At 38.1% G+C, this 25,109-nt stretch carries 24 protein-coding genes and 2 other annotated features; all 24 genes read right to left on the bottom strand.

Translation table 11 applies throughout. From position 1 onward, the window contains the following. Nucleotides 1-22: 22 nt before the first annotated feature. The 24 genes from FHR85_RS02310 to pfkA all read right to left on the bottom strand — a co-directional run bounded on the left by FHR85_RS02310 (nucleotide 23) and on the right by pfkA (nucleotide 25,037). On the bottom strand, nucleotides 23-280 hold the full coding sequence (locus tag FHR85_RS02310; protein WP_167260668.1) for a DUF1294 domain-containing protein: 258 nt from the start codon (nucleotides 278-280) through the stop codon (nucleotides 23-25). A 63-nt stretch (nucleotides 281-343) separates the two neighbouring features. Further along, nucleotides 344-700, bottom strand: coding sequence for a 50S ribosomal protein L20 (gene rplT / locus FHR85_RS02305; RefSeq protein ID WP_167260666.1), 357 nt, complete (start codon nucleotides 698-700; stop codon nucleotides 344-346). 45 nt (nucleotides 701-745) lie between these two features. Then, nucleotides 746-943, bottom strand: coding sequence for a 50S ribosomal protein L35 (rpmI, locus tag FHR85_RS02300; RefSeq protein WP_167260664.1), 198 nt, complete (start codon nucleotides 941-943; stop codon nucleotides 746-748). A 42-nt stretch (nucleotides 944-985) separates the two neighbouring features. Then, nucleotides 986-1,489 (bottom strand): translation initiation factor IF-3, encoded by a 504-nt coding sequence (infC, locus tag FHR85_RS02295; RefSeq protein WP_167260662.1) that lies wholly within the window; start codon nucleotides 1,487-1,489, stop codon nucleotides 986-988. A gap of 89 nt (nucleotides 1,490-1,578) precedes the next feature. Continuing rightward, nucleotides 1,579-1,730 (bottom strand) — a sequence feature (ribosomal protein L20 leader region). A 147-nt stretch (nucleotides 1,731-1,877) separates the two neighbouring features. Then, a complete protein-coding gene (gene thrS, locus FHR85_RS02290) occupies nucleotides 1,878-3,818 on the bottom strand; it encodes a threonine--tRNA ligase (RefSeq protein ID WP_167260660.1) in 1,941 nt (646 codons plus the stop codon). A gap of 71 nt (nucleotides 3,819-3,889) precedes the next feature. Further along, nucleotides 3,890-4,115: a binding site (T-box leader), on the bottom strand. A gap of 63 nt (nucleotides 4,116-4,178) precedes the next feature. Then, on the bottom strand, nucleotides 4,179-4,973 hold the full coding sequence (gene ytxC, locus FHR85_RS02285) for a sporulation protein YtxC (RefSeq protein WP_167260658.1): 795 nt from the start codon (nucleotides 4,971-4,973) through the stop codon (nucleotides 4,179-4,181). A gap of 81 nt (nucleotides 4,974-5,054) precedes the next feature. Continuing rightward, on the bottom strand, nucleotides 5,055-5,990 hold the full coding sequence (gene dnaI, locus FHR85_RS02280; RefSeq protein WP_167260656.1) for a primosomal protein DnaI: 936 nt from the start codon (nucleotides 5,988-5,990) through the stop codon (nucleotides 5,055-5,057). Nucleotides 5,991-6,008: 18 nt separating this feature from the next. Next, entirely contained in the window at nucleotides 6,009-7,391 is a 1,383-nt protein-coding gene (locus tag FHR85_RS14540; protein WP_167260654.1) for a DnaD domain protein, read from the bottom strand. A 20-nt stretch (nucleotides 7,392-7,411) separates the two neighbouring features. Next, entirely contained in the window at nucleotides 7,412-7,879 is a 468-nt protein-coding gene (nrdR, locus tag FHR85_RS02270) for a transcriptional regulator NrdR (RefSeq protein ID WP_167260652.1), read from the bottom strand. 77 nt (nucleotides 7,880-7,956) lie between these two features. After that, complete coding sequence (locus tag FHR85_RS02265) at nucleotides 7,957-8,412, bottom strand: hypothetical protein (protein ID WP_167260650.1); 456 nt, start codon at nucleotides 8,410-8,412, stop codon at nucleotides 7,957-7,959. Between the two features lie 125 nt (nucleotides 8,413-8,537). Next, the gene (locus FHR85_RS02260) at nucleotides 8,538-9,557 is read right to left on the bottom strand and encodes a glyceraldehyde-3-phosphate dehydrogenase (RefSeq protein ID WP_167260648.1); all 1,020 of its coding nucleotides are present in this window, start codon (nucleotides 9,555-9,557) and stop codon (nucleotides 8,538-8,540) included. 598 nt (nucleotides 9,558-10,155) lie between these two features. Further along, nucleotides 10,156-10,761: a dephospho-CoA kinase gene (gene coaE / locus FHR85_RS02255; RefSeq protein WP_167260646.1), complete on the bottom strand. Its 606-nt coding sequence runs from the start codon at nucleotides 10,759-10,761 to the stop codon at nucleotides 10,156-10,158. Between the two features lie 10 nt (nucleotides 10,762-10,771). Then, on the bottom strand, nucleotides 10,772-11,401 hold the full coding sequence (ytaF, locus tag FHR85_RS02250) for a sporulation membrane protein YtaF (RefSeq protein WP_167260644.1): 630 nt from the start codon (nucleotides 11,399-11,401) through the stop codon (nucleotides 10,772-10,774). Nucleotides 11,402-11,462: 61 nt separating this feature from the next. Next, nucleotides 11,463-12,296 (bottom strand): DNA-formamidopyrimidine glycosylase, encoded by an 834-nt coding sequence (gene mutM, locus FHR85_RS02245; protein WP_167260642.1) that lies wholly within the window; start codon nucleotides 12,294-12,296, stop codon nucleotides 11,463-11,465. Between the two features lie 15 nt (nucleotides 12,297-12,311). After that, the gene (gene polA, locus FHR85_RS02240) at nucleotides 12,312-14,933 is read right to left on the bottom strand and encodes a DNA polymerase I (RefSeq protein ID WP_167260640.1); all 2,622 of its coding nucleotides are present in this window, start codon (nucleotides 14,931-14,933) and stop codon (nucleotides 12,312-12,314) included. 70 nt (nucleotides 14,934-15,003) lie between these two features. Further along, entirely contained in the window at nucleotides 15,004-16,704 is a 1,701-nt protein-coding gene (gene pnpS, locus FHR85_RS14325; protein WP_167260638.1) for a two-component system histidine kinase PnpS, read from the bottom strand. A 2-nt stretch (nucleotides 16,705-16,706) separates the two neighbouring features. Continuing rightward, on the bottom strand, nucleotides 16,707-17,393 hold the full coding sequence (locus FHR85_RS02230) for a response regulator transcription factor (protein ID WP_167260636.1): 687 nt from the start codon (nucleotides 17,391-17,393) through the stop codon (nucleotides 16,707-16,709). Nucleotides 17,394-17,586: 193 nt separating this feature from the next. Continuing rightward, the gene (mdh, locus tag FHR85_RS02225; protein WP_167260634.1) at nucleotides 17,587-18,534 is read right to left on the bottom strand and encodes a malate dehydrogenase; all 948 of its coding nucleotides are present in this window, start codon (nucleotides 18,532-18,534) and stop codon (nucleotides 17,587-17,589) included. Nucleotides 18,535-18,558: 24 nt separating this feature from the next. Next, nucleotides 18,559-19,830, bottom strand: coding sequence for an NADP-dependent isocitrate dehydrogenase (gene icd, locus FHR85_RS02220; RefSeq protein ID WP_167260632.1), 1,272 nt, complete (start codon nucleotides 19,828-19,830; stop codon nucleotides 18,559-18,561). 77 nt (nucleotides 19,831-19,907) lie between these two features. After that, nucleotides 19,908-21,026 carry a citrate synthase gene (gene citZ / locus FHR85_RS02215; RefSeq protein WP_167260630.1) on the bottom strand — a complete coding sequence of 373 codons (1,119 nt, stop codon included), beginning with the start codon at nucleotides 21,024-21,026 and terminating at the stop codon, nucleotides 19,908-19,910. A 208-nt stretch (nucleotides 21,027-21,234) separates the two neighbouring features. Continuing rightward, entirely contained in the window at nucleotides 21,235-21,708 is a 474-nt protein-coding gene (locus FHR85_RS02210; protein ID WP_167260628.1) for a DUF441 family protein, read from the bottom strand. A gap of 145 nt (nucleotides 21,709-21,853) precedes the next feature. Further along, nucleotides 21,854-22,246, bottom strand: coding sequence for an FxsA family protein (locus tag FHR85_RS02205; protein WP_167260626.1), 393 nt, complete (start codon nucleotides 22,244-22,246; stop codon nucleotides 21,854-21,856). A 42-nt stretch (nucleotides 22,247-22,288) separates the two neighbouring features. Next, nucleotides 22,289-24,049, bottom strand: a complete 1,761-nt coding sequence (gene pyk, locus FHR85_RS02200; protein ID WP_167260624.1) for a pyruvate kinase — start codon at nucleotides 24,047-24,049, stop codon at nucleotides 22,289-22,291. A gap of 28 nt (nucleotides 24,050-24,077) precedes the next feature. After that, on the bottom strand, nucleotides 24,078-25,037 hold the full coding sequence (gene pfkA, locus FHR85_RS02195) for a 6-phosphofructokinase (RefSeq protein ID WP_167260622.1): 960 nt from the start codon (nucleotides 25,035-25,037) through the stop codon (nucleotides 24,078-24,080). Between the last annotated feature and the right edge of the window lie 72 nt (nucleotides 25,038-25,109).

Genomic DNA, 25,109 nt, shown 5'->3' with positions numbered 1-25,109 from the left:
TAAGACGAGCTGTTATGACATGCTATACAACTAACAATAGAACCATCCATATAATCGTTAACACAGGCATGCCGTATTGGAATAAGGTGTGCTGGGTTTTATGACGAAATGTAATCATACCGAACCATGAACCAGGAGCACCACCAATTAACGCTACTATCCATAAGGCACGTTCCGAAATTCGCCAGTGATTTTGCTTAGCATAATATTTATCGAGTCCCATCATGATAAAACCGATGATACTTGCTAATACAACTAAAATTATTAAAAATATAACCACGATCAATCGCCTCTTTCATATACAAAAAGAGCTGCCCTTATTAGGACAACTCTTATGAACCTATTATTTTAAGGCTGCTTTTGCTTGTTCAGCTAATTCAGAAAAACCTTGCTCATCATTAACAGCTAATTCTGCTAGCATCTTACGGTTAACTTCAATACCAGCAAGTTTTAGTCCATGCATAAGACGACTATATGAAAGATCATTCATACGAGCCGCAGCATTAATACGTGCAATCCATAATTTACGGAAATCACGTTTTTTCTGACGACGGTCACGGTATGCATACTGACCTGACTTCATGACTTGTTGTTTTGCTGTTTTAAATAACGTTCGTTTCGAACCATAGTAACCTTTAGCTAATTTCAACGTACGCTTACGACGTTGGCGTGTTACGTTTCCACCTTTTACGCGTGGCATAAGAAATCCCTCCTATAAAATCTTTCTATTTACACGATCCTTATATTATTTATAAGGCATTAATTTGTTTAAACGTGCTTCGTCACTCTTATCTACCGTTGTTTGCTTCGCTAAACGACGCTTTTGGTCTTTAGATTTGTTACGGAATAAGTGACTTGTAAACGCGTGAGAGCGTTTGAATTTACCAGTACCTGTTTTCTTGAAACGCTTTTGTGAACTTTTATGCGTTTTCATTTTTGGCATAATAAAATCCTCCTTGAATCAATATTGTCTTGTTTGCTCACTTTATTTTTCGTTAATCGGAGCGAGCATTAAGAACATATTACGGCCTTCCATCTTAGGCTTCGTCTCAATTGTGCTGTATTCGTTACAAGCCTCTGCGAAACGTTCAAGTACTTGTTGTCCTAACTCTTTGTGCGTAATCGCACGGCCACGGAATCGAACACTAACTTTAACTTTATCGCCTTTATTTAAGAACTTCTGCGCATTACGCGCTTTTGTATTAAAGTCATGCTCTTCGATTTGTGGTGTTAGACGGACTTCTTTAACTTGAACTGTTTTTTGATTCTTACGTTGCTCTTTTTCTTTCTTTTGCTGTTCAAAACGGTATTTTCCGTAGTCCATAATACGAGCAACAGGTGGTTTCGCAGTTGGCGCAACTAAGACGAGGTCTAAGTTTGCGTTTTCCGCAATGTCTAATGCTTCTTGACGTGATTTAACTCCTAATTGTTCACCATTGACATCAATGAGACGTACCTCCTTGGCACGGATTCCCTCATTAACATTCATATCTTTGCTAATAGTGAGCCACCTCCAAATAATTCTGAAAAAAATTAAGGCGTCAATCGACAAGTGATGGGTATCAAAGTTTGCTTTTGCACATAAAAAAAGTGTCGGTACACATACTGCACCCACACTACCATATTTCGTCGTTTGATACGCTTTGGACGTATTAAATGCGAAAATTAGTTACCTGCCAACTGCTTTATTGCGTCGATCAGGTGAGAAGCGGGTGCTTCTACTTGTCATTCGTTCGCCTTATTCAATTACTTTATCAAGTATAACGAGTTGAATAGAAACTGTCAACTGTTTTTTAAAGGTTTAATTAAAATCAGCACTAAACTTTAATAGAACCTCAAATAAAAGGTAGTCCCTTTTAAAGAGACTACCTAGCTTATTATAGTTTGCGGTTTTGAACTTCGTCAACAATGCGATTAATGAATTCATCTAATGGAAGTGTTTCACTATCTTGTTCACCGTATTTACGAATATTAACCGCTTCATCATTCATTTCTTGATCACCTAAGACAAGTGAATACGGAATCTTTTGTGTCTGTGATTCGCGAATCTTATAGCCTAATTTTTCATCCCGAAGGTCCTTATCAACGCGAATACCAGCATACTGTAGCTTCTCTTCTACCTTCTTTACATAATCCTCATGGGCATCAAGTGATACTGGAATTAATCGAACTTGTTCTGGCGCCAACCAAGTAGGGAATGCACCTTTATACTCTTCAATTAAGAAAGCAACAAAACGTTCCATTGTTGATACCACACCACGGTGGATCACCACTGGGCGATGTTCTTTACCATCTTCACCAATGTACGTTAAATCAAAACGGTTCGGTAAATGGAAGTCGAGTTGTACTGTAGATAACGTTTCATCTTTACCAAGTGCTGTTTTAACTTGGACGTCTAATTTCGGTCCGTAGAATGCCGCTTCACCAATAGCTTCTACATACTCAACATCCATTTCTTCCATTGTTTCTTTTAATAATGCTTCTGCACTATTCCACATTTCATCATTATCGACATATTTTTCTTTATCTTCTGGGTCACGATAAGACAAACGGAAGTAATAATCATTTAAACCAAAATCTTGATAAACATTTTGAATCATATGAACGACCCGTATAAATTCTTCTTTTAGTTGGTCTGGACGTGCAAAAATATGCGCATCATTCAATGTCATCGCACGAACGCGTTGTAGGCCAGCTAAAGCGCCTGACATTTCATGACGGTGCATCGTTCCAAGTTCAGCTATCCGAACAGGTAAATGACGGTAACTATAAAGTTGATTCTTATAAACCATCATATGGTGCGGACAGTTCATTGGTCTAAGGACTAGGTCTTCATTGTCCATTTCCATCGTTGGGAACATGTCATCCTGATAGTGATCCCAATGACCACTTGTTTTATATAAGTCTACACTTCCTAACACGGGTGTATACACATGGTCATAACCTAAACGTTCTTCTAAATCAACAATATAACGTTCAATAGTACGACGAATCGTTGCACCTTTTGGTAACCATAATGGTAAGCCTTGTCCAACTTTTTGAGAGACAGTGAAAAGGTCCAATTCCTTACCTAATTTACGGTGATCACGTTCTTTTGCTTCTTCTAGTAAACGTAAATGTTCATCTAATTCACCTTGTTTTTCAAACGCTGTACCATAAATACGTTGTAACATTTTATTATCACTGTCACCACGCCAATAAGCACCTGAAATAGATAATAGTTTAAATACTTTGATTTTGCCCGTATGCGGTACGTGAACACCACGACAAAGGTCAAAGAAATCACCTTGTTCATAAACAGATACTTGTTCACCTTCTGGAATATCATCAATTAATTCTAGTTTTAAGTCATCACCTAAATCGCGATAACGTTGCTTAGCTTCTTCACGCGATAAATCAACACGACGAATTTCTAAAGCTTCATCAACGATTTTCTTCATTTCTTTTTCAATCTTAGGAAGATCCTCTGGTGAGATTGTTTCATCCATATCGATATCGTAATAGAAGCCACCTTCTATTACAGGTCCAACACCTAATTTCACATTGCCATATAGACGTTTGATCGCTTGTGCCATTAAGTGGGCAGTCGAATGACGCAATACCTCCAAGCCATCTTCATCACGGTAAGTCGCAATTTGAAGCTCGCCGTCTTCTTCTAATGGCTGACGTAAATCAACCATTGTACCGTTGAACTTGCCTGCTAATGCTTGTTTTTTCAGTCCTGAACTAATTGATCCTGCTATGTCTTCAGTTGTTGTGCCTTTCGGAAATTCCTTTGTATTACCATCTGGGAATGTAATCTGAATCATGTCACTCATGTCATCATCCACCTTTCACCATAATATCTAGCATGTTTGAATCCATAAAAAAACACTCGTCCCTATACCATAAAAGGGACGAGTGTGTATACCCGTGGTTCCACCCTGATTCTGCTTTAACAGCGCTCAAGACACCATTATCGCTGGTGAGACGTTCATTGCTAATAAGAATACGAATCTGTTCACAACGAATGCTCCGAGGTGGTAAATAATTTAGCATACTGGAAAGTTTTCAGCCTCGACTTTCTTCTCTGTAAAGCTGTGTTAAATTATTATGATCCTCATCTAAGCATAACGTTTATTATTATGTACGTATTATAACGATGATTAGGACAAAAATCAATACTTAGCTAACACAACTTAACTCGTTAAATTCATTTTGTGAGGAAAATCATCCAAAGGACATAACTCAACGCGTTCTTCAAATACGTTCATAACTTGAAAAAGTTCGTGCGTTCCACCACTGTCTGTGTAAATGTTCGCCTTTTCGGGAACTAAATTTAATAAAGCTTGAGTAAGTGGTGACACCATCATTCCATCCATCATTTTAGGTTGAGTAGGTGGTGTTAACGAATGTCCAGCCTGATCATAAAACATTAATTCTTTTCCATCATAAACATCCACTCGCTTAATTTGTGGCTCTTTAAATTGTATAAACTGTCTGAGCTGATGCATTCTTTCTTGGAAAAACAACTCATATTGCCATTCATCAATCGCATAACCAACCACTTCATCCCAATCTGAAAAATCGATAAATAAATGCTCATATAACAAAGCCATATCGAGATTCCGTGGTGAATGACAACCAACATAGCGTACGAGACGTTCATAAAGAGATTCTGATAGTTGACTATGAAGGCCTTTAACATTTTCAGCTAATGGGCCTACAAAGGGTAACACTTGCTCAGCTTCTTCTTCTGATAAACAATACACATCTTCTAATACGCGTTTTGAATACCTCGGAACATAAACCTCTTGCACAAAAGTGAAGATGAATTCGAGCCAGCTTGTCCAATTCACACTTTCTGTGGCAATCACCCGAACAAGAAATGGTTGATGGGTCTCATGACTAAAAAATTCCGACCGCTTCTCAGATCGTTCGAGCCAAGCATTAACATCTGATGAAGAGTTAAACATTAATGTCCATTCTTTCATTACACATCCCTCTTTCATAAACAATTCGATATTAAAGCTTATGAAATGAAAGGGCAAAACATGAAAAAGCGACCTAATTGTTTATAGGTCGCGATGATTATCTCCTGTTACTTCTACAGGTTCACTGACTTGACGGATTCGCTCCATAATACGTGCTGCCTTAACTTCTTCAAGATCAGACTTGCCTACTTTGGAAAACATTAATTCCAATTCTTTTAAATCATAGTTCGATGTGAAGAAGACAGGCAGTCGCTCCATCATTCGAAATTGCAAAATAGCTCCTAGCACTTCATCTCGGAACCACGCTGATGAATACTCTGCACCAATATCGTCGAACACCAATACTGATGCGCGTTTAAAACGTTCAATCTTTTCATTAATCGTTGAATCACTAATCGACGCTTTCATTTCGCGTACAAATTCAGGCATATAAATAAACATCGTATCGATTTGTTCCGTTGCTAATTCTTGCGCAAGAGCCCCTAATAAATAGGTCTTGCCTACACCGAAACTACCATGTAAATAAAGGCCTTTTTGCGGTAATTGTGTTTGGCTTTCCTTAAAAAATTGCTGTATCTGTTTAAGTGCTTCTGACCGTCCATTCACATCCAATTTGATTTGTGAAAAACTCGCTTCATGGATGTCTTTCGGCATATGCAAGCTTTGTACAAATGAACGTTGTTTTTCCATTTGAATCTCTTTTTGCTTACGTTGGCACTCATGGTAGATTAATTTGATTCGTCCATTTTGAACTTGAGCTTCTGGCACATAACCTGGAATCACATTAATACATGATTCTAGTGATGAGCACTTCTCACAATTAAGCGACTGATAATCATATTCGTACAACTTCATTAATTGCTGGTCGATTTGCTGTTGGGTTAATTCAGGATGATCAGCTAACAAGGCTTGTACACGATCTGATTTAAGTATTTTTTCGCGCATGTCATTCATTGATGATTGAAAGTTTTCGTTGTTTTTTAGCCAATTATTTAAGGCCGATTGGATCGGTTCCATTTTTCATCATCCTTCAACTTATTGTTTCGGCTGGGAAAAGCTTTTGAAAAACGCAGCTAAATCTTCATCTTGAGTTTCAGCTTCTTGTTGATCATTAGATTGATCCTCAGATTGTTTCTTTTGCTTTTGTTCTTTGAACCATTTCGGAATAACTTCACTCGATTTCTTCGAATTAGACTGCTTGGACCCTTGGCGTTGTTTCTTCTGTTGCCATGTTTGATATAATTTGTGTTCTTGTTTCGCAAGTTCAATCGCTTGTTGAGCTGTTTCGATGCCTTCACGACTCCAGTGAGCCGCAATCGTTTCAATATAATTACGATTTAATTTATTACCATTCTTATTCAAAACATAATGAACAAGGACATTCATAACAGGTTGATTTAAGCCGTGTTCTTCCATCACACTTGTTAGCATGTCAACTTCTTTCATCGAAGCCAGACCAGAAGAAGCATGATCTTCTAATAACTCACGATGCGTAATCGTATTAAAATGCTGGATCAGTTTAGCTTGCTTTGATTCAGCGTCAGATGGTTGTTCAGACTGTTGATCTGTATCTTGTTGCGCTTCATTATGATCTGTTTCAACATCTTGTTTGGCATACAATCTTGGCGGAACCGAACCGTGTTTATTGTAATAAATGTCTTTGCACATATCTAGAAATTCTTGTCGATCAAATGCCATTTCTTCATTGATGGCCCATAACAAAGCTTTTTCTAGCTCTAAATAGTCAACATCGTAAATTTTACTTACTCTTTCCATGTAATTCAGATTCGATTTCGTTAAGATCTGTTTAGGTTCGATTTGTTGCTGGGTCAACATTTTATATAACCATTCTAATGGAAGATCGGAAGTCATCACGATAGACTCTTCAGTTGTTTTCTTTGCAGGCTGTCGCAGATGTTTCACTGTGGTAAAGACATCATCAAAATGAGCTGTGACCTCATCAATTGCTTGATCTAATTGCTGGGAAGGGGCAAGCTGTTGCTTTAATGCCTGATGAGCTTCCTTCCCTATATGATGTTCGAGCAGGATTGTAAGGGTTGGATTATCAAAAAACTGATAAGACGATAAAGGCTTACGCAATACATAATAATAAGTGCGATAAGTCTCATCTTGCTTAAAAGTTTTCAGCAAACCAATTCCTTCGAGTTTTTGCCTAGCTTCATAAATTTCATCTAATGACATATTTAATATACCCATCAAATGGTGATGTGAAAATGCGGTTTGTGAAGAACGTGCGCCATGTTCACGCCAAAGTGCCTGATATAATGCAACACTTTTCATCCCAATCAACGGCTGATACAACAATGTTAAAACCGTGTTGGCATCTTCAAAAAAAGCTGTGCGTTTCATAATGATACACTGGTCATTCGGCAAGAGATGTTTCATTCGTTGGTTCACATTCTTCACTCCCCTCTGTTTTATGATTCATTCTTCGTTTTCTTGATCATATCATTTAATTCATTCATGAAAACGTTAATATCTTTAAATTGTCGATAAACAGACGCAAACCGAACATATGCCACCTCGTCTACTAAGGCGAGTCGGTCCATAATAAGTTCACCGATATCGTGGCTCATAATTTCAGAATGACCAGCATCTCGCAAATCTTTCTCAACTTCAAAGGCCACTTGTTCTATTTGTTCAAGTGAAACAGGACGCTTTTCACACGCCTTAATTAAGCCTCGCTTTAATTTCTCGCGATTAAATTCTTCACGCGTACCTTCTTTTTTAACCACAATGAGTGGAATTTCTTCTACACGTTCAAATGTCGTAAAACGATACTGACAACCATCACATTCACGCCGTCTACGAATCGATTTCCCTTCATCGATCGGACGAGAATCAAGAACTCTTGTCGTTTTCGCATCACAATTTGGGCATCTCATGATTTGCACCTCATACCTTTATTAAAATCTATTATATTAAGTATAACAAAATCTTAAATCATTCATAAAATCATCATCTAATTCTGTGTATCTTGCGGTGACTCCCATGTTAAATCAAATGATTCAAGCGTATCAATCAATGCATGGTTTTCTTTGAATTGATAAGCCTGTTGATTTGAGGTGGACGCAATATAATTCTCTGAGAAACGTATCGACATCTGTCGATGATTAACTTCAAAATTAAGAACATAACTCAGACCGTAGATATCCCCTTTAAGCGGTTGGAGAGTTGACTCATTAATCGATTGAAATAATGTCTTCGTCAATTCTTCATTTTCAATCTCAGCTGTTTCAGTTCGATAATCAGTATCGATATTGTGACGTTCTATACGCACGTTTTCTAACGAATCAAAATCAACGTCTTCTAATAAAACATCTCCAGAAACATATTCAATCTCTTCATTTGTCATAAAGTAAACTACTGCACCTATTAGCACGAATAAACTTGTAAACAATAACATGGCTCGACTCATATCTAGTCACCTTCTCATTATTTCCTAACACTAGTTTATCATAATCAAGAAAACAACCGTATGAAGAAATACTTCCATTACAATAAAAAAACGATCCCAGATTTCTCTGAGATCGTAACGAGCTATTATTGGTGTACGTATAATTTGTCACCGACATATCGAACTAGATCAACAACACGACATGAATAACCCCATTCGTTATCATACCAAGCAAGCACTTTAACTTTGCGGTCATCCATTACCATAGTCGATAGGCCATCTATAATTGATGAATAAGGTGACGTCGTATAATCAACTGAAACGAGCGGATCCTGATTAATGGCTAAATAATCCGCTAATTCACCGTTCATTGCCTCCACAAATGCTTCATTGACTTGTTCTTCAGTAACATCCTTCTCAAGATCAACGACTAAATCAACTAATGAGACATTCGGCGTCGGTACGCGTAATGCCATCCCATGTAATTTACCTTTCAAGTCAGGTAAAACGTCATTAATTGCTTTGGCAGCTCCTGTTGAAGTCGGGATAATTGATTGCGTACATCCACGTGCTCTTCTTAAATCCTTATGTGGATTATCTAAATTTTGTTGATCATTTGTGAACGCATGCACCGTTGTCATTAAACCGCTTTCAATTCCGAAGTTTTCATGTAAAACTTTCGCAACTGGCGCTAAACAGTTCGTTGTACAAGAAGCGTTTGAAATAATATGATGTTCATCTGGATTGTAATCGGATTCGTTAACGCCCATAACAATCGTATGATCTGCTGGTTTCCCAGGGGCTGTTAAAACCACTTTTTTAGCACCCGCATCAATATGAGGCTGTGCTTTATCAGTAGAATTAAATTTCCCTGTTGCCTCAATTACTATATCAATATCTAAAGAATCCCAAGGAAGTTGTGCAGGATCACGATGTCCCACTGTCTGAATAACATCACCATCAACAACTAGTTGTTCATCTTTAGCTTCTACAGTACCGTCATATTGACCGTGCACCGAATCATATTTAATCAAATGAGCAAGTGTCTCAACTGGATAACTTGCATTAATTGCTACGACATCTAAGTGTTCATCTTTCATTGCGCGACGAAATACCATTCGTCCAATTCGTCCAAATCCATTAATTGCTACTTTTGTTGCACTCATTTAAAGTCCTCCTCGCCAAGCATATCATGATATACTGTATAACGTTTTAACAACAAAAGTATAACACATTCATGACTATGTTGTGAGAGAATATTTTAAAATTCACGAAAAATTTTTCTGTCATTCATTTTGTTAAAGTAAGTTGTTGAATTGCGATCCGCTTTCGGTGGACGCTTTCCACGGGCACGGCTCGAGCCAGGCTACATCATCGAATAAGCTACCTTGCAACTTGCACCGAGGAAGCCTACTTCGAAGCGTTACGAGAAGACGCAGGTGCATCCCTCGGCAACTAAAGGAACTTCGGCTAAGTGCCGGACGTCAATCACAAACGCCGAAGTGACCCACACCCTGTGGGCCTCTGGGGGTCTCGAGACACGTGCTATTCCCGTGACGGCCCGGACGGCCTAATGTCGACGTTGGTCACAAAAGCTAATTTCATAAGCTTCTTCGACTATTCTGCGCCGAGTACTCGCAGGCGCAGGACGTGACCGAACTTAGTCGACCAGGAGTCGCCACCTTCGCTTCTCTCAATTCAACAACTATAAGTTTAGAACGTGTAATTATTAAGTCAAAATTTAACCTTAACATAGTCATACTATTAATGAATTGAAATGCCCCATTGGTCTAATACGTTAATTAACTGTTGTTTACTTTCTTCGACATTGCCTCCGTTATTGATGATCGCGTCGGCTCGTTTTCGTTTTTCTGTGATTGGTATTTGAGCATTAATCTTCTCAAGAGCTTGTTCAGCTGAAATTTGGTCACGTTCAGTTAGACGATTTAATTGAATTTCAGGATCAATATAGACAACAAGGACTTTATCAACATAATCGAAAAGCTCACTTTCAAATAGAAGTGGTATATCCATTACAATCAACTCATAGCCCGCTTCTTTCAATTGATCACGTTGTTCAAGCATTGTTTTCCTTATCTGTGGATGAATAATTTGATTTAATTTCTTTCGTTCTGCCTCATCTTTAAACACAATAGCCCCTAGCGCTTGGCGATTTAATGTTCGGTCTTCATGTAATATATCCTCACCAAATGTTTCAACGATTTGTTGATAGGCTGGCTCCCCGATTTCTACTACTTGTCTGGAAATTAAGTCTGCGTCAATAACGGGGATATGCCAATCTTCAAACATATTAGAAATTGTCGACTTCCCTGTTGCAATACTACCAGTTAATCCTACTACTAAACTCATCGTAAAACTCCTATCTTAAAAAATTCCAAAATCCTAAGCTAATTAAAATCAGGCCAGGTAAAAATGAGAGAGCATGGATCCAGTCGAACTTTTGAAACCACCTACCACATATTAACCCGCTAAGCAAAAACAAGACTGAAAATAGACCGATCATGATAGCTGCCAAAATGATTGGAATGGAAACAAAAGCCGATCCTATTCCACTTGCGAATGAATCCAATGATAAGGCAACGGCTACCATAATAGCTTCTAACCCTGTTATCGCACCAGATTGGTCACGGTCTGCTATTTGCGGTTGTTTCATAATCTCCCAAATCGTCTTCCAATTAAATGATTGAAATGAATGCGTATGATTAGCTACTTTTTCCTTTTGTTCTCTTACCCATTGCCAGATTACCCATGTTCCAATCGCAACAAAAATGATACCACCTAGTACTTCTGATAAACTCGGTATCGTAACAAATACACCTTGACCTAATATGTGACCAATTAGAAAGCTAATCGCTGTTACTAATCCAATCATAACAATGCTCGTAACTGGTAGCTTAATACGGCGCAATTGATAAGTTAACCCGAAAAAAAAGCTATCAAAACTAACAGCGAAGCTTATTAATATCACCAATACGATCCAATCAACCAACTGAAAAAGCTCCTTTCATAATAGGGCGTCACCATATCTTATGAAAAGAGCTTATCGCCTGTTATTCAGTCATCGGCTGACAGTTCGGGCAGAAGTGTGTACCACGACCACCAATTTTTGTTTTAACAATAGGTTGATGACAGGAAACACAAGGCTGATCCGTCTGGTCATAGACAGCTAACTCTAACTGAAACAGCCCAATTTCTCCAATCGAATTTAAATAAGTTCTTATCGATGTGCCTCCTTTTTCAATGGCACGTGTTAAAACCGTTACAATAGCTTGATGTAACGCTTCGCATTCTTGATACGTGATAGTATGGGCTACTCGTTCTGGATGCAATCGGCTATAAAACAATACCTCATCAACATAAATATTACCTAGACCTGTCACAATTGATTGATCTAATAAAGTTGGTTTTATCAAACGTGTGGTTTTTTGTAATCGGTCGTATAGATATTCCACTGTAAATGCTTCGCTAAAAGGTTCAACTCCTAATTTACTAATAGGCGGTGTCGTTAGTTCCGTTCCTTTGGGCTTCACATGCATGGTGCCAAACTTACGAACATCCTTATAGCGTAATTCCTTGTCGCCGTCCAAATGAAAGGCAATATGGGTATGGGGTTCTAGCGGATCATTCTTATGATAAACACCATATTTACCTTCCATTCTTAAATGTGAGACTAATGCATCATCCGTTAGTTGAAATAATAAAAACTTGCCTAAACGGTCGATTGATTCGATTTTTTGACCCGTTAAAACGGTCTTGAATTGATTTTGATCATCTGGCTCTTTAATAATTCCTGGATAATAAACTGTTAAATCTGTAATCGTTCTACCCACAACTAATTGTTCTAATGTTCGTCGAATGGTTTCTACTTCAGGTAGTTCTGGCATGCTTCTTCCCCTTTTCTACTTCGCATCATACCATGTTTCGCCATAAGCATAATCTACAGTTAATGGCACAGATAAATCAATCGTCTGTTCCATCGCTTCTTTCACGATTGATTGTAATTGTTCAATATCATCTTTTTTAACTTCAAAAATTAACTCATCATGAACTTGTAATAACATGGTAGCTTCAATATCTGATTCATTTAACTGATTCGTAACGTCAATCATTGCTTGTTTGATAATATCTGCTGCACTTCCCTGGATCGGTGAATTCATTGCGGTACGTTCTGCAAAACTCCGCTTATTAAAATTACGACTATTAATATCTGGTAAATAACGTCGACGCTTCATGATGGTTTCAACATAACCATCCCGTTTCGCTTTGGTCACGATATCATCCATGTATTCTTTTACACCTGGATAACTTTCGAAATACTTCTGGATGAACTGTCCCGCTTCTTTACGTGAAATTCCTAAGTTCTGACTTAAGCCATAATCACTAATCCCATAAACAATTCCAAAATTAACTGCCTTCGCTTGACGACGCATTAAGTCATCTATGTCATCCTCTTTAACATCAAATACATCCATAGCTGTTTGAGTATGAATATCCTTACCATTATTGAAAGCTTCGATTAATTTCTCATCTCCAGCGATATGAGCTAACACTCGTAATTCAATTTGGGAGTAATCAGCTGCAAACAGTACAGAGTCTTGTTGTGATGGAATAAAAGCTTGTCTAATTTTACGTCCCTCTTCCAATCGAATCGGAATGTTTTGCAAGTTAGGTTCCACTGAGCTTAAGCGCCCTGTCTGAGTTAATACTTGATTAAATCGTGTATGGATCTTGTGATTATCTTCATGAACAACTTTAATTAAACCTTCTATAAAAGTTGATTGAAGCTTCGATAATTGACGGTAATGTAAAATTTGATCAACAATTTCATGCTCATGCTGAAGTTTCTCTAAGACATCAGCAGATGTTGAGTAACCTGTTTTAGTCTTTTTAATCACAGGTAATTCTAAGTCCTCAAATAAAACCTTACCTAACTGTTTCGGCGAGTTTATATTAAATTCAGACCCAGCCAGCTCGTGAATCCGACTTTCTATTTCATCTAAACGCGTTGTTAGATTCTCGTTCATATCCTTTAGACGTTCAACATCAATTTTAACCCCTGTATATTCCATATTGCCTAAAATTCTAGATAGAGGCATTTCTAACTGGTAATAAAGGGCTTCTTGTTCGTTTTGAACTAACTCTTCGTTTAAACGTTGGTGTAATCGATAGCCTGCATCTGCTTTTCTAACGATATGGCCATAGTAGGTCTCTGTGTCTGGCAGGTGTTGCTTAGCTCCTTTACCGTAGATTTCTTCATCATAAGAGACATCATTCACTTGATAATGATGAGCAATCGATGTAATGTCTCCGTCATGGCTTGAAGGATTGGCAATATAAGCAGCTAATTGTAAATCAAATGTCACACCTTGCAATTCTATATCACGCCAATTTAGTGCGACTAGCAATGCTTTTTGATTAAATACAGTTTTAGGTTGCTTAGGATCCTCTAAAAACGCTTGAAAATTAGTGTCATCCAAAATAGAAGACTTCAGTAAGAAATGGCCATGCTGATTAACAAGACCAAATCCAATAATGTCACCTTCGTGGTAATTATCATCTAACATTTCCATATAAAGGACGTTCATTTCACCATCTGTATCAACTGCTGAAAAATCTTCAATCACATGATAATCAATCGCTTCATATGTCTCATCACTTTCGCCCTCAACATCACCGATTAATGATTGAAAACCATATGTTTTAAATACTTGCATGACATCACGTGTATCATAACCGTCATACTGTAAATCTGTTAACGAAATCTCAATCGGTGAATCTTGTTTAATCGTTACCAGTTGTTTACTCATTAAAGCTTCATCTTTATTAGCTTCTAATTTTTCTTTTAATTTTTTCCCAGAAACGTCATCTAAATGGTCATAAAGCTCTTCTACGGTATCAAATTGTTGTAGTAACTTTACAGCTGTCTTTTCACCGACACCTGGAACACCAGGGATGTTATCCGATGCGTCACCCATCAAAGCTTTTAAATCGATAATTTGTTCTTTTGTGATCCCCATCTTCTCCTGAATTGTTTCAGGTGAGAATGCTTCAATTTCACTAATTCCCTTACGCGTCAGAGAAACTGTTGTATGATTAGATGCCAACTGTAATAAATCTTTATCACCTGAATAAACAATGGTTTCTTGTTCTGCTTGGTCAGCTTCCTTGACGATCGTTCCAATGATGTCATCTGCTTCATATTGATCCAGTTCATAATATTTCACACCAAATGCATCAAGAATTTCACGAACGATAGGAAATTGTTCCGAAAGTTCAGGTGGCGTCTTCTGTCGTCCACCTTTATAATCTTGATACGTTTCGTGTCTAAATGTCGTCTTCCCCGCATCAAATGCCACTAATAGATGGGAAGGATCATGATCTTCAAATACTTTCAGCAACATCTTTGTAAAGCCAAATACTGCATTCGTATGAACACCTTGGTCATTACTTAATAAAGGTAATGCAAAAAATGAGCGATACAGAATACTATTACCATCGATTAACACTAATTCTTTTGCCATGAAAACACCTCTTACTTCTATTACATTCCGTTTAATCATTCGTACTTAAATTATAACAAACTTCATCCATTTATTGCGGAATCTTAATTCTGATGGTCGTTCCTTCATCTTCTTCACTGTCAATTTCGATTGATCCTTCATGTACTTCAACGATATGTTTAACAATAGACAAGCCTAACCCTGTACCGCCAGAATGACGACTCCGTGCCTTATCAACACGGTAAAAGCGTTCAAAAATACGATCATGTGCAGATTCTGGAATGCCAATCCCCGTATCTTCAACTTCGATTACAACCTGTTCCTCTTCTTCAAATAAACGAAGGTCAATTGCCCCACCTTCAGACGTATATTGAATAGAATTATGAATTAAATTGAGCAACAACTGATAGAGTCGATAATAATCAGCTTTAACCATTAATTGACGATCATAATGACTATTGAATTTTAATTCATTGCTTTGAATGGATTCTTTGACCACCGCATGAACATCTTCAACTATATCGTGAACAGGAAACTGTGAAATCGTTAATGTATAGCTATCCTTTTCTAACACTGATAAATCCAATAAATCTTGGACAAGTATATTTAATCGGTTACTTTCTTTCTTTATAATCGTTAAGAATTGTTCCTGCTTGGCCCGGTCCATTTGCGAATTGTCCAACAATGTTTCCGCGAAACCATGAATAGATGTAACAGGTGTTTTTAATTCATGTGATACGTTCGCGACGAAGTCTTTACGAACTCGTTCTAATCGTTTTAATTCCGTTATTTCATGCGTCACTATAACAACGCCACGCCATTCGTCTTCTTGGCTTTTAATAGGAGCTATATAAATTTCAAAAAAACGACCATCTGCTAGCTCTATAGTCTCCTGCCATCTTGATTCCATAAAAATAGCCCGTTGAATTAATTGATTAATCTCTTCTTGGTTTATAACATCATAATAGACCTCGCCAATCACTGGAATATCATGCGTCGTGAATTGACTTAGAAACGCCTCGTTAACTAATCGTGTCATTCCTTTTTCGTTAATTAACAACACGCCACTTTCCATATTATTAACAACTGTTTTGAGACGACTGTTTTGGTTCTCATATTTATTAGTTATATACTGCAAATGACGTCCTAAACGGTTCACCAATTGTCCTAATTGTGAGGCGACCCCATACGGTAATTCTTCAACTCGCGCATCATAATTCCCATTTGCTAATTCTTTTGATGTTTCTGTTGCGCGAATGACAGGTTTCACATAACTATCATGAATACGTGCACCAAAGCGCCATAACAAAATAATTGTAAATAATGAGACAAATAACACAGTCCACCACACTGTTCTCGTCAATGCAGAAAGTGGTAATGATTCCGTCATAACGGATAATGACTCATTTTCGCCAAGTGAGTAGTTGGTTAATAAGCGATTTTCAATTAAAACAAATTCTCCTGTATTTCCAGTATTGGATCGAACCGTTTGAAGCACGCTTAAGTCGCGATTACTAAAAGTATGTAAAATACGACCTTCATTTTGATTGTTATAAAATAAATCTAAATTAAACTGTTCACTGTATTCATCTATTGTGCTTTGTATTTGATCAGTTGAAGTTTCTTCGAGCTGTTCTGCTATATATTGCCCCTCATTGATCAGCTGATCTTCATATGCAGCATTTACGTAGAAACGAGCGATTTGATCAAATAATAAACCAATCACGACAATCATAACGATACTGAAAATAATATAGAGAAAAATGGTTCTTTTTTCGATGATCGTTTTCACATTCATCCCTCAATTTTATACCCAACACCCCGAACCGTTTTAATTAAGCTCGGTTTCTTGGGATTATCTTCTAACTTTTCGCGTAGGTGGCTGATATGAACATCAACCATACGTGTATCACCCATATATTCAAAGTCCCAGATATCTTTCAATAACACATCTCGACTTACCGGTTTCCCTGGTTGCTTAGCCAAATATAATAAGAGTTCAAATTCCTTCTGTGTAAAATTGACCAGTTCGTCTTGTTTATATACTTCATAATAATCTTCATAAATCGAAAAGTCATGGATTCGTATAGGTCCATTTTGATTTGTCGTAGGTGTTTCAAAACGTCTTAACACGGCATGAATTCTTGCGATTAACTCTTTAGGACTGAATGGTTTAGTCATGTAATCATCAGCCCCAACATTTAAGCCTGCAATTTTATCTTCTTCTTCACCTTTTGCTGTTAACATGATAACGGGTGTGTAATTTTGCTGATCACGCATCTGCTGACAGACATCCACACCATCCATTTCTGGGAGCATTAAGTCTAAAACAACTAATTCATAAGTATGATGATGTAATTGTTCTAATGCCGACTGTCCGTCATGTACAACAGTTGTGTTAAACCCTTCTTCACTTAAATGATGGTCTATTAAAGTTGTGATCGATAGTTCATCATCCACAATTAAGATGCTTTTACTCATTAACAATCCAGCTCCTTATCCCCATTCTCTTAATAACCTACCTCTATCTTATAAAAAAATATAACATTATAACAGTAGGCTGGCTTAAAAAGTTAGCTTTATTGATGCACGTTGTTAGTATTGTCATTCAATATTAAACTTTTACGGATATAAAATATAAAAAGCTCGGGATAATATTATCCCGAGCTTTTGACTATTCTTGTTCATCTAAAACATTCATCACATGTCGTACGGATTCAGCCGATTGATCTAATTGTGATTGTTCATCTTGAGTTAATTCAAGTTCAATGACTTGTTCAATACCGTCGCCACCAAGGATGGTTGGAACACCTAAATACATATCTTGATAACCATATTCACCTTCAAGATAAGCAATTGCAGGTAAAATTCGGCGTTGATCTTTTAATACAGCTTCTACCATTTCAGTAATAGATGCTGCAGGTGCATAGTAAGCTGAACCATTGCCGAGTAAGCCAACGATTTCTCCTCCACCTTTACGTGTTCGATCAACAATTTCATCAAGGCGTTCTTTAGAAATTAGGGATTCGACAGGTACTCCACCTACCGATGAGTAACGTAGCATAGGAACCATATCATCACCATGACCACCTAAAACAAAGCCTGTCACATCTTTAACAGACACATTTAATTCTTGCGCGATAAACGTTCTAAAGCGGGCTGTATCAAGGACACCTGATTGCCCAATCACACGATTTTTTGGAAAGCCAGACTGTTTATAAACAGCATATGTCATCGCATCAACTGGGTTAGTTAAAACAAGAATATAACAATCGGGTGAATGTTTAACTACTTGTTCAGTAACTTGTTGCATGATTTTCGCATTCGTTGCAACTAAATCATCACGACTCATGCCTGGCTTACGTGCAATACCAGCCGTAATAACAACAACATCCGAACCAGCTGTATCTTCATAGTTTGACGTTCCCACTACATTGGCATCAAACCCTTGGACAGGGCTAGCTTCTAACATATCTAAAGCTTTTCCTTTAGTTGGGTCTTCCATATCAGGGATATCAACTAAGACGACATCAGCTAATTCTTTTTGAGCTGTCATGAGCGCAGTTGTCGCTCCGGTAAATCCTGCTCCAATAACCGATACTTTTCGACGTTTAATAGGCATTGAACTCCTCCTTAGTGAACGTAATTAGTCCATGTTTTTAATTAATTCATCAGCAAATTCAGAGCATTTCACTTCTGTTGCACCGTCCATAAGACGAGCGAAGTCATAAGTGACCACTTTGCTACCAATAGTTTTATCCATTGCTTTATGAATTAATTCACTAGCTTCACGCCAACCTAAATGATCAAGCATTAATGTACCTGATAGGATAACAGAAGATGGGTTCACCTTATCTTGACCAGCATATTTAGGAGCTGTACCATGTGTTGCTTCAAAAATTGCATGACCTGATTCGTAATTAATATTCGCACCTGGTGCAATACCAATACCGCCAACTTGCGCAGCTAGCGCATCAGAAATATAGTCACCATTTAAGTTCATTGTCGCAACAACATCAAACTCTTTCGGACGAGTTAGAATTTGTTGTAAGAAGATATCAGCGATCGCATCTTTAACCACAATCTTACCTGCATCTACAGCTTCTTTCTCTGCTTGATCGGCAGCGTCACGACCTTTTTCGTCTGTGATCTTGTCATATTCTCTCCAAGTGAATACTTTGTCACCATATTCACGCTCAGCAAGATCATAACCCCAGGCTTTGAAAGAACCTTCTGTGAACTTCATGATGTTACCTTTATGAACGAGTGTCACACTTTGTTTACCTTCATTTAAGGCATAATCAATAGCAGAACGTACTAAACGCTCAGTACCTTCTTTTGATACAGGCTTAATACCAATTCCTGATGTTTCAGGGAAACGGATCTTATCAACGCCCATTTCATTACGGACGAAATCGACCACTTTCTTCACATCGTCTGTTCCTTCTTCCCATTCAATACCTGCATAAATATCTTCTGTGTTCTCACGGAAGATTTGCATGTCAACATCTTCTGGCTTTTTAACAGGGGATGGAACACCTGTGAAATGACGTACAGGACGAAGACAAGTAAATAAGTCTAATTCTTGACGTAGCGCCACGTTTAATGAACGAATACCGCCACCAACTGGTGTTGTTAATGGGCCTTTAATAGCCACTTTATAGTCACGAATCGTATCTAGAGTTTCTTCTGGTAACCATTCACCTGTGTTATCTTTGGCTTTTTGTCCAGCAAGAACTTCTTTCCACTCAATGCCTTTCTCGCCATTATAAGCTTTCTCAACAGCTGCTTCTAGCACGCGTGATGCTGCCGCCCAAATGTCAGGTCCAGTTCCGTCACCTTCGATAAACGGAATAACCGCTTGATTTGGTACGTTCATTTGTCCATTTTCTACTGTAATTTTTTCACCTTGTGTCAATGTCATGACCTCCTATAAATAACTTGTTTTATGAAGAACCAACATCACAAAAGCCGGTTTCCCGGCTTTTAAATGTTTTATGATCGTTCGCTTAATGGAACGAATTTCTGCTTATCAGGTCCAACGTAGTCAGCACGTGGACGAATGAGTCGGTTATCAGAATATTGTTCAAGAATATGAGCTAACCACCCTGAGATACGACTAACCGCAAAAATCGGTGTGAATAAATCGTGATCAATACCTAAACTGTGGTACACCGAAGCGGAATAAAAGTCAACGTTCGCTGGTAAACCTTTTTCTTCTTTAATAAACTCTTCAATTTTAACCGACATGTCGTACCATTTCGTTTCACCAGTAATGTTTGTTAATTGGTAAGACATATCACGTAAGTGTTTCGCGCGTGGGTCACCATTTTCATAGACACGGTGTCCCATTCCCATAACTTTTTCTTTGTTTGCAAATTTCTCTTTAATATGAGGAATGGCATTATCTACAGTACCAATCTCACTTAACATTTGCATAACACGTTCGTTTGCGCCACCATGAAGCGGTCCTTTTAACGCGCCAATAGCTGCTGTAACACCTGAATAGACATCTGATAAGGTTGCAACACAAACACGAGAAGTGAATGTTGAAGCATTTAACTCATGGTCAGCATGCAGGACAAGTGCTTTGTTGAACGCTTCTTCTTCAATATCTTCTGGTTCTTTGCCATTTAACATGTACAAGAAGTTCGCAGCAAAGTTTAAGTCTTTCTTAGGTGCTACTGGTTCTTGACCTTTACGAATACGAGCAAAAGCCGTAACGATTGTTGAGATTTTAGCTTGTAAACGAAGTGCTTTACGACGGTTTGCTTCTTCCGTCATTTCATCTGCTTCATTGTCATATAAACCGAGCATCGATACAGCTGTACGAACAGCCGCCATTGGATGAACAGTTGATAAATCATAAGATTTCAAATGATCGATAATGCCTTGAGGAACTTCCATTTCTTTTGCAAGATCTGCTTTAAAGGAAGCTAATTCCTCTTGATTTGGTAATTTAAGATTCCATAATAAATAAACTACTTCTTCAAAACTACAATTTTCGGTTAAATCATCGATATCATAACCAACATATGTCAGTTTATCGTCGATGATTGAACTAATCTTTGACTCTGTTGCGACGATTCCTTCAAGACCTTTAGTGCCAGACATAGAATCTCTCCTTCTTTAAAGAATAATGAAACAAATGGCGTGTATGTATACACCTCAATTTACAAAGCTATGATACATCCCAATCACCATTATAAACAAAATTGTTTCGAAGTGAAACTATTTACTATATAAATTTCATAATAATTAACAAGACTGCATAACTCTTATTATCTATACCCTTCCTGTGCATCTTTAAACACAATTGCCATTATGAAATCAGTTTCAATACACCATCGACACCTTGCATGACAAGATAAGCAATACCTGCGCCAATTAAAGGCCCTACTGCTACTCCTTGTAAAAAGACAACACCTAAGATTGTCCCTAAGACTAAAGCTGCAGTCAGATGGGGTTCATTTGCCATTAAATCTAAACCATCTCGTGCCACATAAGCAACAAAAGCACCAGCAGCAATCGCGATCCATGCATAGTATGACTTAATGCTCTGATATAAATCAGAGAAACCTATTTCTCCCGTCGCGATTGGGACAAGGACTGCTACTGTAATCACCACTACCCCAATGAAGATTCCTTTTGATTCGATAAAAGGTAATAAACGATCTTCAAGATTAAAAAGTTTAACGCCAAGTAAGATGTATACAGCGATTAAGATTGGCTGGTTCTTAGCAATAAATCCTAATGCTAACAAAATTAATAGAAAAACTGTTGAAGACGAAAACACGTTATATACCGCCTTTACATTAAAGAATTAATACATAATACTTTCTACCATTCGAAAATTAAAATACAAATTTAACACATTTTGTTCCAGTCAGAATACACTTATAGCAAAAAAAGAGGGCAGGACTAACCCGCACCTCCCAAAATCACCGTCTAATAACTGTTACTGTCCCTTTCTTGATCATTGCAAGGACTAAAGCTTGTCCCCAACGTTTAAACGGACGTCTTGTCACTGGAATCAGCAAAATAAAACCGAATACATCGGTTAAGAAACCTGGTGTAAATAGCACAACTGCCCCGACTAAGATTGCAATACCATCAAAAATCTCTTCAGTAGGAGCTCTTCCTGTTGACATCTCTCTTCTTGCTCTCATTAACGTTTCAGTTCCTTGATATTTGGCTAACCAAGCTCCTAAAACGCCAGTCAGAATAATACCAAATAATACAAACCAAACGTTTAATAAATTACTTAGCCATACGAATAAAGCAATTTCAATTGCTGAAACAACGACTATTAAAATAAATAATATACGAAACATCACATGATGCTCCTTTCAAGCAAGCTAGTTGCTCTTGATTTCTTATAAGACCGTTGTGCGTCCTTGATAAACATGGCCATTAGTCGGATCAACCGTAATTTCTTCTCCATCACGAATGATATCTGTTGCGTTATCAGCTCCCACAACCACTGGGATGTTGACGTTTAGTCCTACGACAGCAGCATGACTTGTTAGGCCACCTTCTTCAGCTATAACAGCCTTAGCACGTTCAACATAAGGCATCATATCTTTGTCAGTTCCTCGCGTCACAATGATATCGCCATCTTCAAAACTCTGTGCTAGTTCTTCGCTTGAATTAGCGATGACAGCTTTGCCCACAGCTCCTAATTTACCAATACCTTGACCTTTAACAACGACATTGCCAACAACATGTACTTTGATTAAGTTAGTTGTGCCACTTTCACCGACAGGTACGCCAGCTGTAATCACAATACGGTCACCTTGACTAAACAGATTAGATTCTAGACCTTGCTCAACAGCTAAAGCTAACATTTCATCTGTTGATTTAACAGGCTGTCCATGAATAGCGTGAACCCCCCATACAAGACTTAGTTGACGACTGACATGTTCTTTCGAAGTCACGGCAACGATATTAGCCTTTGGACGATATTTCGAAACATTGCGAGCCGTATTTCCACTTTCGGTTGGCGTTACAATTGCTTCAACTTTTAAATCTGCAGCTAGGTTTGCTACTGAGTGACTAATAGCATCTGTAATAGTCGTGTCTAACCGTTCATTGTTGTTACCCACCGTAGCGATTTTATCGAATGATTTTTCGGAATAAATGGCAATATTGTTCATTGTTTCAACTGCTTCTACTGGATAATCACCTGCAGCTGTTTCACCTGATAGCATAATCGCATCGGTTCCATCAAAAATAGCGTTCGCAACATCACTTGCTTCTGCTCGTGTCGGACGTGGATTTCGTTGCATAGAATCCAGCATCTGCGTCGCAGTAATAACTGGCTTTCCAGCTACATTACATTGTTCAATTAAGTTTTTCTGAACAAGCGGTACTTCTTCAGCAGGAATTTCAACACCTAAATCACCACGTGCCACCATTATGCCGTCACTCACATTAATGATCTGTTCAATGTTATCGACACCTTCACGGTTTTCGATTTTTGGAATGATTTTAATATGTTCGGCATTATGGTCTTCTAATAGTTCTCGGATTTCTAACACATCTGACGAACGGCGGACGAATGACGCCGCAATGAAATCAATCCCTTGTTCGATTCCAAAGATAATGTCATTCGCATCTTTATCTGTAATACCAGGAAGGTTGACGCTTACATTAGGTACGTTTACGCCCTTTTTATCTTTAATGATCCCTGTATTCATAACCTTCGTTTCAATTTCACGGTCATTATGATTGACAGAAACAATTTCTAAACCAATCAAACCATCATCTAATAAGATCTTTCCACCTGGTTCTACATCATCAATTAGTCCTGGATAACTGACTGAAAAACGCTCAGCAGTTCCGTCAACTTCATCCATCGTGACATAGACTGTCGATCCCTCTACGAGCTCCACTTCGTCTTCTTTAAATGTTCCTGTTCGAATCTCAGGACCTTTGGTATCTAATAGTACGCCAATGGTTGAATCACTTTCTTGCGCTGCTTGGCGAATATTTTCGATACGGGCACGATGTTCATCATGGTCACCGTGAGAAAAGTTAAGACGCGCAACATTCATTCCAGTATTCATGAGCTTTTTTAACGTCTCAACTGATTCGGAAGCGGGGCCGATTGTACTAACAATTTTTGTTTTTTTCATATGTTATGTCCTCCTCTTTATAACAAGGTTAAATGGATAGTCGATTTGATAGTTCATATAAATCACGGTCGATCGCGTGTGATTGATTTAACACATGCATAATATCATCATGGACGAGTTGGTTCTTTTCAATCCCTACCATACGACCTGCTTGTCCTTCCATTAACAAATCAACAGCATAGGCTGCTAAACGACTTGCTAAAACTCGATCATAAGCAGTTGGCGAACCACCTCTTTGTGTATGTCCTAATACTGTAACGCGGGTTGATAAGTCTAACTGGTCTTCAATTTGTTTAGCATAATCAACAGCACTTCCAACACCTTCAGCAACCATAATAATACTGTGGCGTTTTCCACGGTCATGACCGCGTTTCACTTTATTAACGACAGCTTCCATACTTGTATCTCGTTCAGGCACGAGAATACTTTCCGCTCCAGCTGCTAATCCAGACCAAAGAGCTAGATCACCAGCATCACGTCCCATGACTTCAATCGCATATACACGTTCATGAGAAGTTGCTGTATCTCGAATCTTATCCACTGCCTCTATAACTGTATTCAGCGCTGTATCAAAACCGATTGTGAAGTCAGTTCCAGGAATATCATTGTCAATCGTACCTGGAACACCAATACAAGGGAAACCTTGCTCTGTTAATTTAGTTCCCCCTTTAAATGACCCGTCACCACCAATCACAACGAGTCCTTCTATACCGAAAGCATTTAACTGATCAATGGCTTTCTTTTGACCTTCTGGTGTTTTAAATTCTTCTGAACGAGAAGAATATAAAACTGTACCACCTCTTTGAATAATGTCACCAACTGAACCAATAGACAACTCTTCAATATTACCATTAATAAGACCTTGATAACCATAATAAATGCCATATACTTTAATTCCATGATAAACACAGCTTCTGACAACCGAACGAATAGCTGCATTCATACCAGGAGCATCGCCACCGCTAGTTAATACGCCGACTGCTTTCATCGTTAACACCTCATTCATTTGTCTATCATTGTACTCTATATTTTAAGATAAATTGTCGCAAAATGCTATTTA

Origin of the sequence: Alkalibacillus almallahensis, from assembly GCF_011761495.1 — a bacterium.
Classification (GTDB): domain Bacteria; phylum Bacillota; class Bacilli; order Bacillales; family Alkalibacillaceae; genus Alkalibacillus; species Alkalibacillus almallahensis.
The sequence above is the reverse complement of the archived record's forward strand: the minus strand, read 5'-3'. Positions and strand labels throughout refer to the sequence as shown.

Coding starts and splice junctions, on each gene's coding strand:
- rplT (WP_167260666.1), bottom strand. CDS start 700: ATGCCACGCGTAAAAGGTGGAAACGTAACACGCCAACGTCGTAAGCGT.
- rpmI (WP_167260664.1), bottom strand. CDS start 943: ATGCCAAAAATGAAAACGCATAAAAGTTCACAAAAGCGTTTCAAGAAA.
- infC (WP_167260662.1), bottom strand. CDS start 1,489: ATGAATGTTAATGAGGGAATCCGTGCCAAGGAGGTACGTCTCATTGAT.
- thrS (WP_167260660.1), bottom strand. CDS start 3,818: ATGAGTGACATGATTCAGATTACATTCCCAGATGGTAATACAAAGGAA.
- ytxC (WP_167260658.1), bottom strand. CDS start 4,973: ATGAAAGAATGGACATTAATGTTTAACTCTTCATCAGATGTTAATGCT.
- dnaI (WP_167260656.1), bottom strand. CDS start 5,990: ATGGAACCGATCCAATCGGCCTTAAATAATTGGCTAAAAAACAACGAA.
- nrdR (WP_167260652.1), bottom strand. CDS start 7,879: ATGAGATGCCCAAATTGTGATGCGAAAACGACAAGAGTTCTTGATTCT.
- FHR85_RS02265 (WP_167260650.1), bottom strand. CDS start 8,412: ATGAGTCGAGCCATGTTATTGTTTACAAGTTTATTCGTGCTAATAGGT.
- FHR85_RS02260 (WP_167260648.1), bottom strand. CDS start 9,557: ATGAGTGCAACAAAAGTAGCAATTAATGGATTTGGACGAATTGGACGA.
- coaE (WP_167260646.1), bottom strand. CDS start 10,761: ATGAGTTTAGTAGTAGGATTAACTGGTAGTATTGCAACAGGGAAGTCG.
- mutM (WP_167260642.1), bottom strand. CDS start 12,296: ATGCCAGAACTACCTGAAGTAGAAACCATTCGACGAACATTAGAACAA.
- polA (WP_167260640.1), bottom strand. CDS start 14,933: ATGGCAAAAGAATTAGTGTTAATCGATGGTAATAGTATTCTGTATCGC.
- FHR85_RS02230 (WP_167260636.1), bottom strand. CDS start 17,393: ATGAGTAAAAGCATCTTAATTGTGGATGATGAACTATCGATCACAACT.
- mdh (WP_167260634.1), bottom strand. CDS start 18,534: ATGCCTATTAAACGTCGAAAAGTATCGGTTATTGGAGCAGGATTTACC.
- citZ (WP_167260630.1), bottom strand. CDS start 21,026: ATGTCTGGCACTAAAGGTCTTGAAGGAATCGTCGCAACAGAGTCAAAG.
- FHR85_RS02205 (WP_167260626.1), bottom strand. CDS start 22,246: ATGTTTCGTATATTATTTATTTTAATAGTCGTTGTTTCAGCAATTGAA.
- pyk (WP_167260624.1), bottom strand. CDS start 24,049: ATGAAAAAAACAAAAATTGTTAGTACAATCGGCCCCGCTTCCGAATCA.
- pfkA (WP_167260622.1), bottom strand. CDS start 25,037: ATGAAAGCAGTCGGCGTATTAACTAGCGGTGGCGATGCTCCTGGTATG.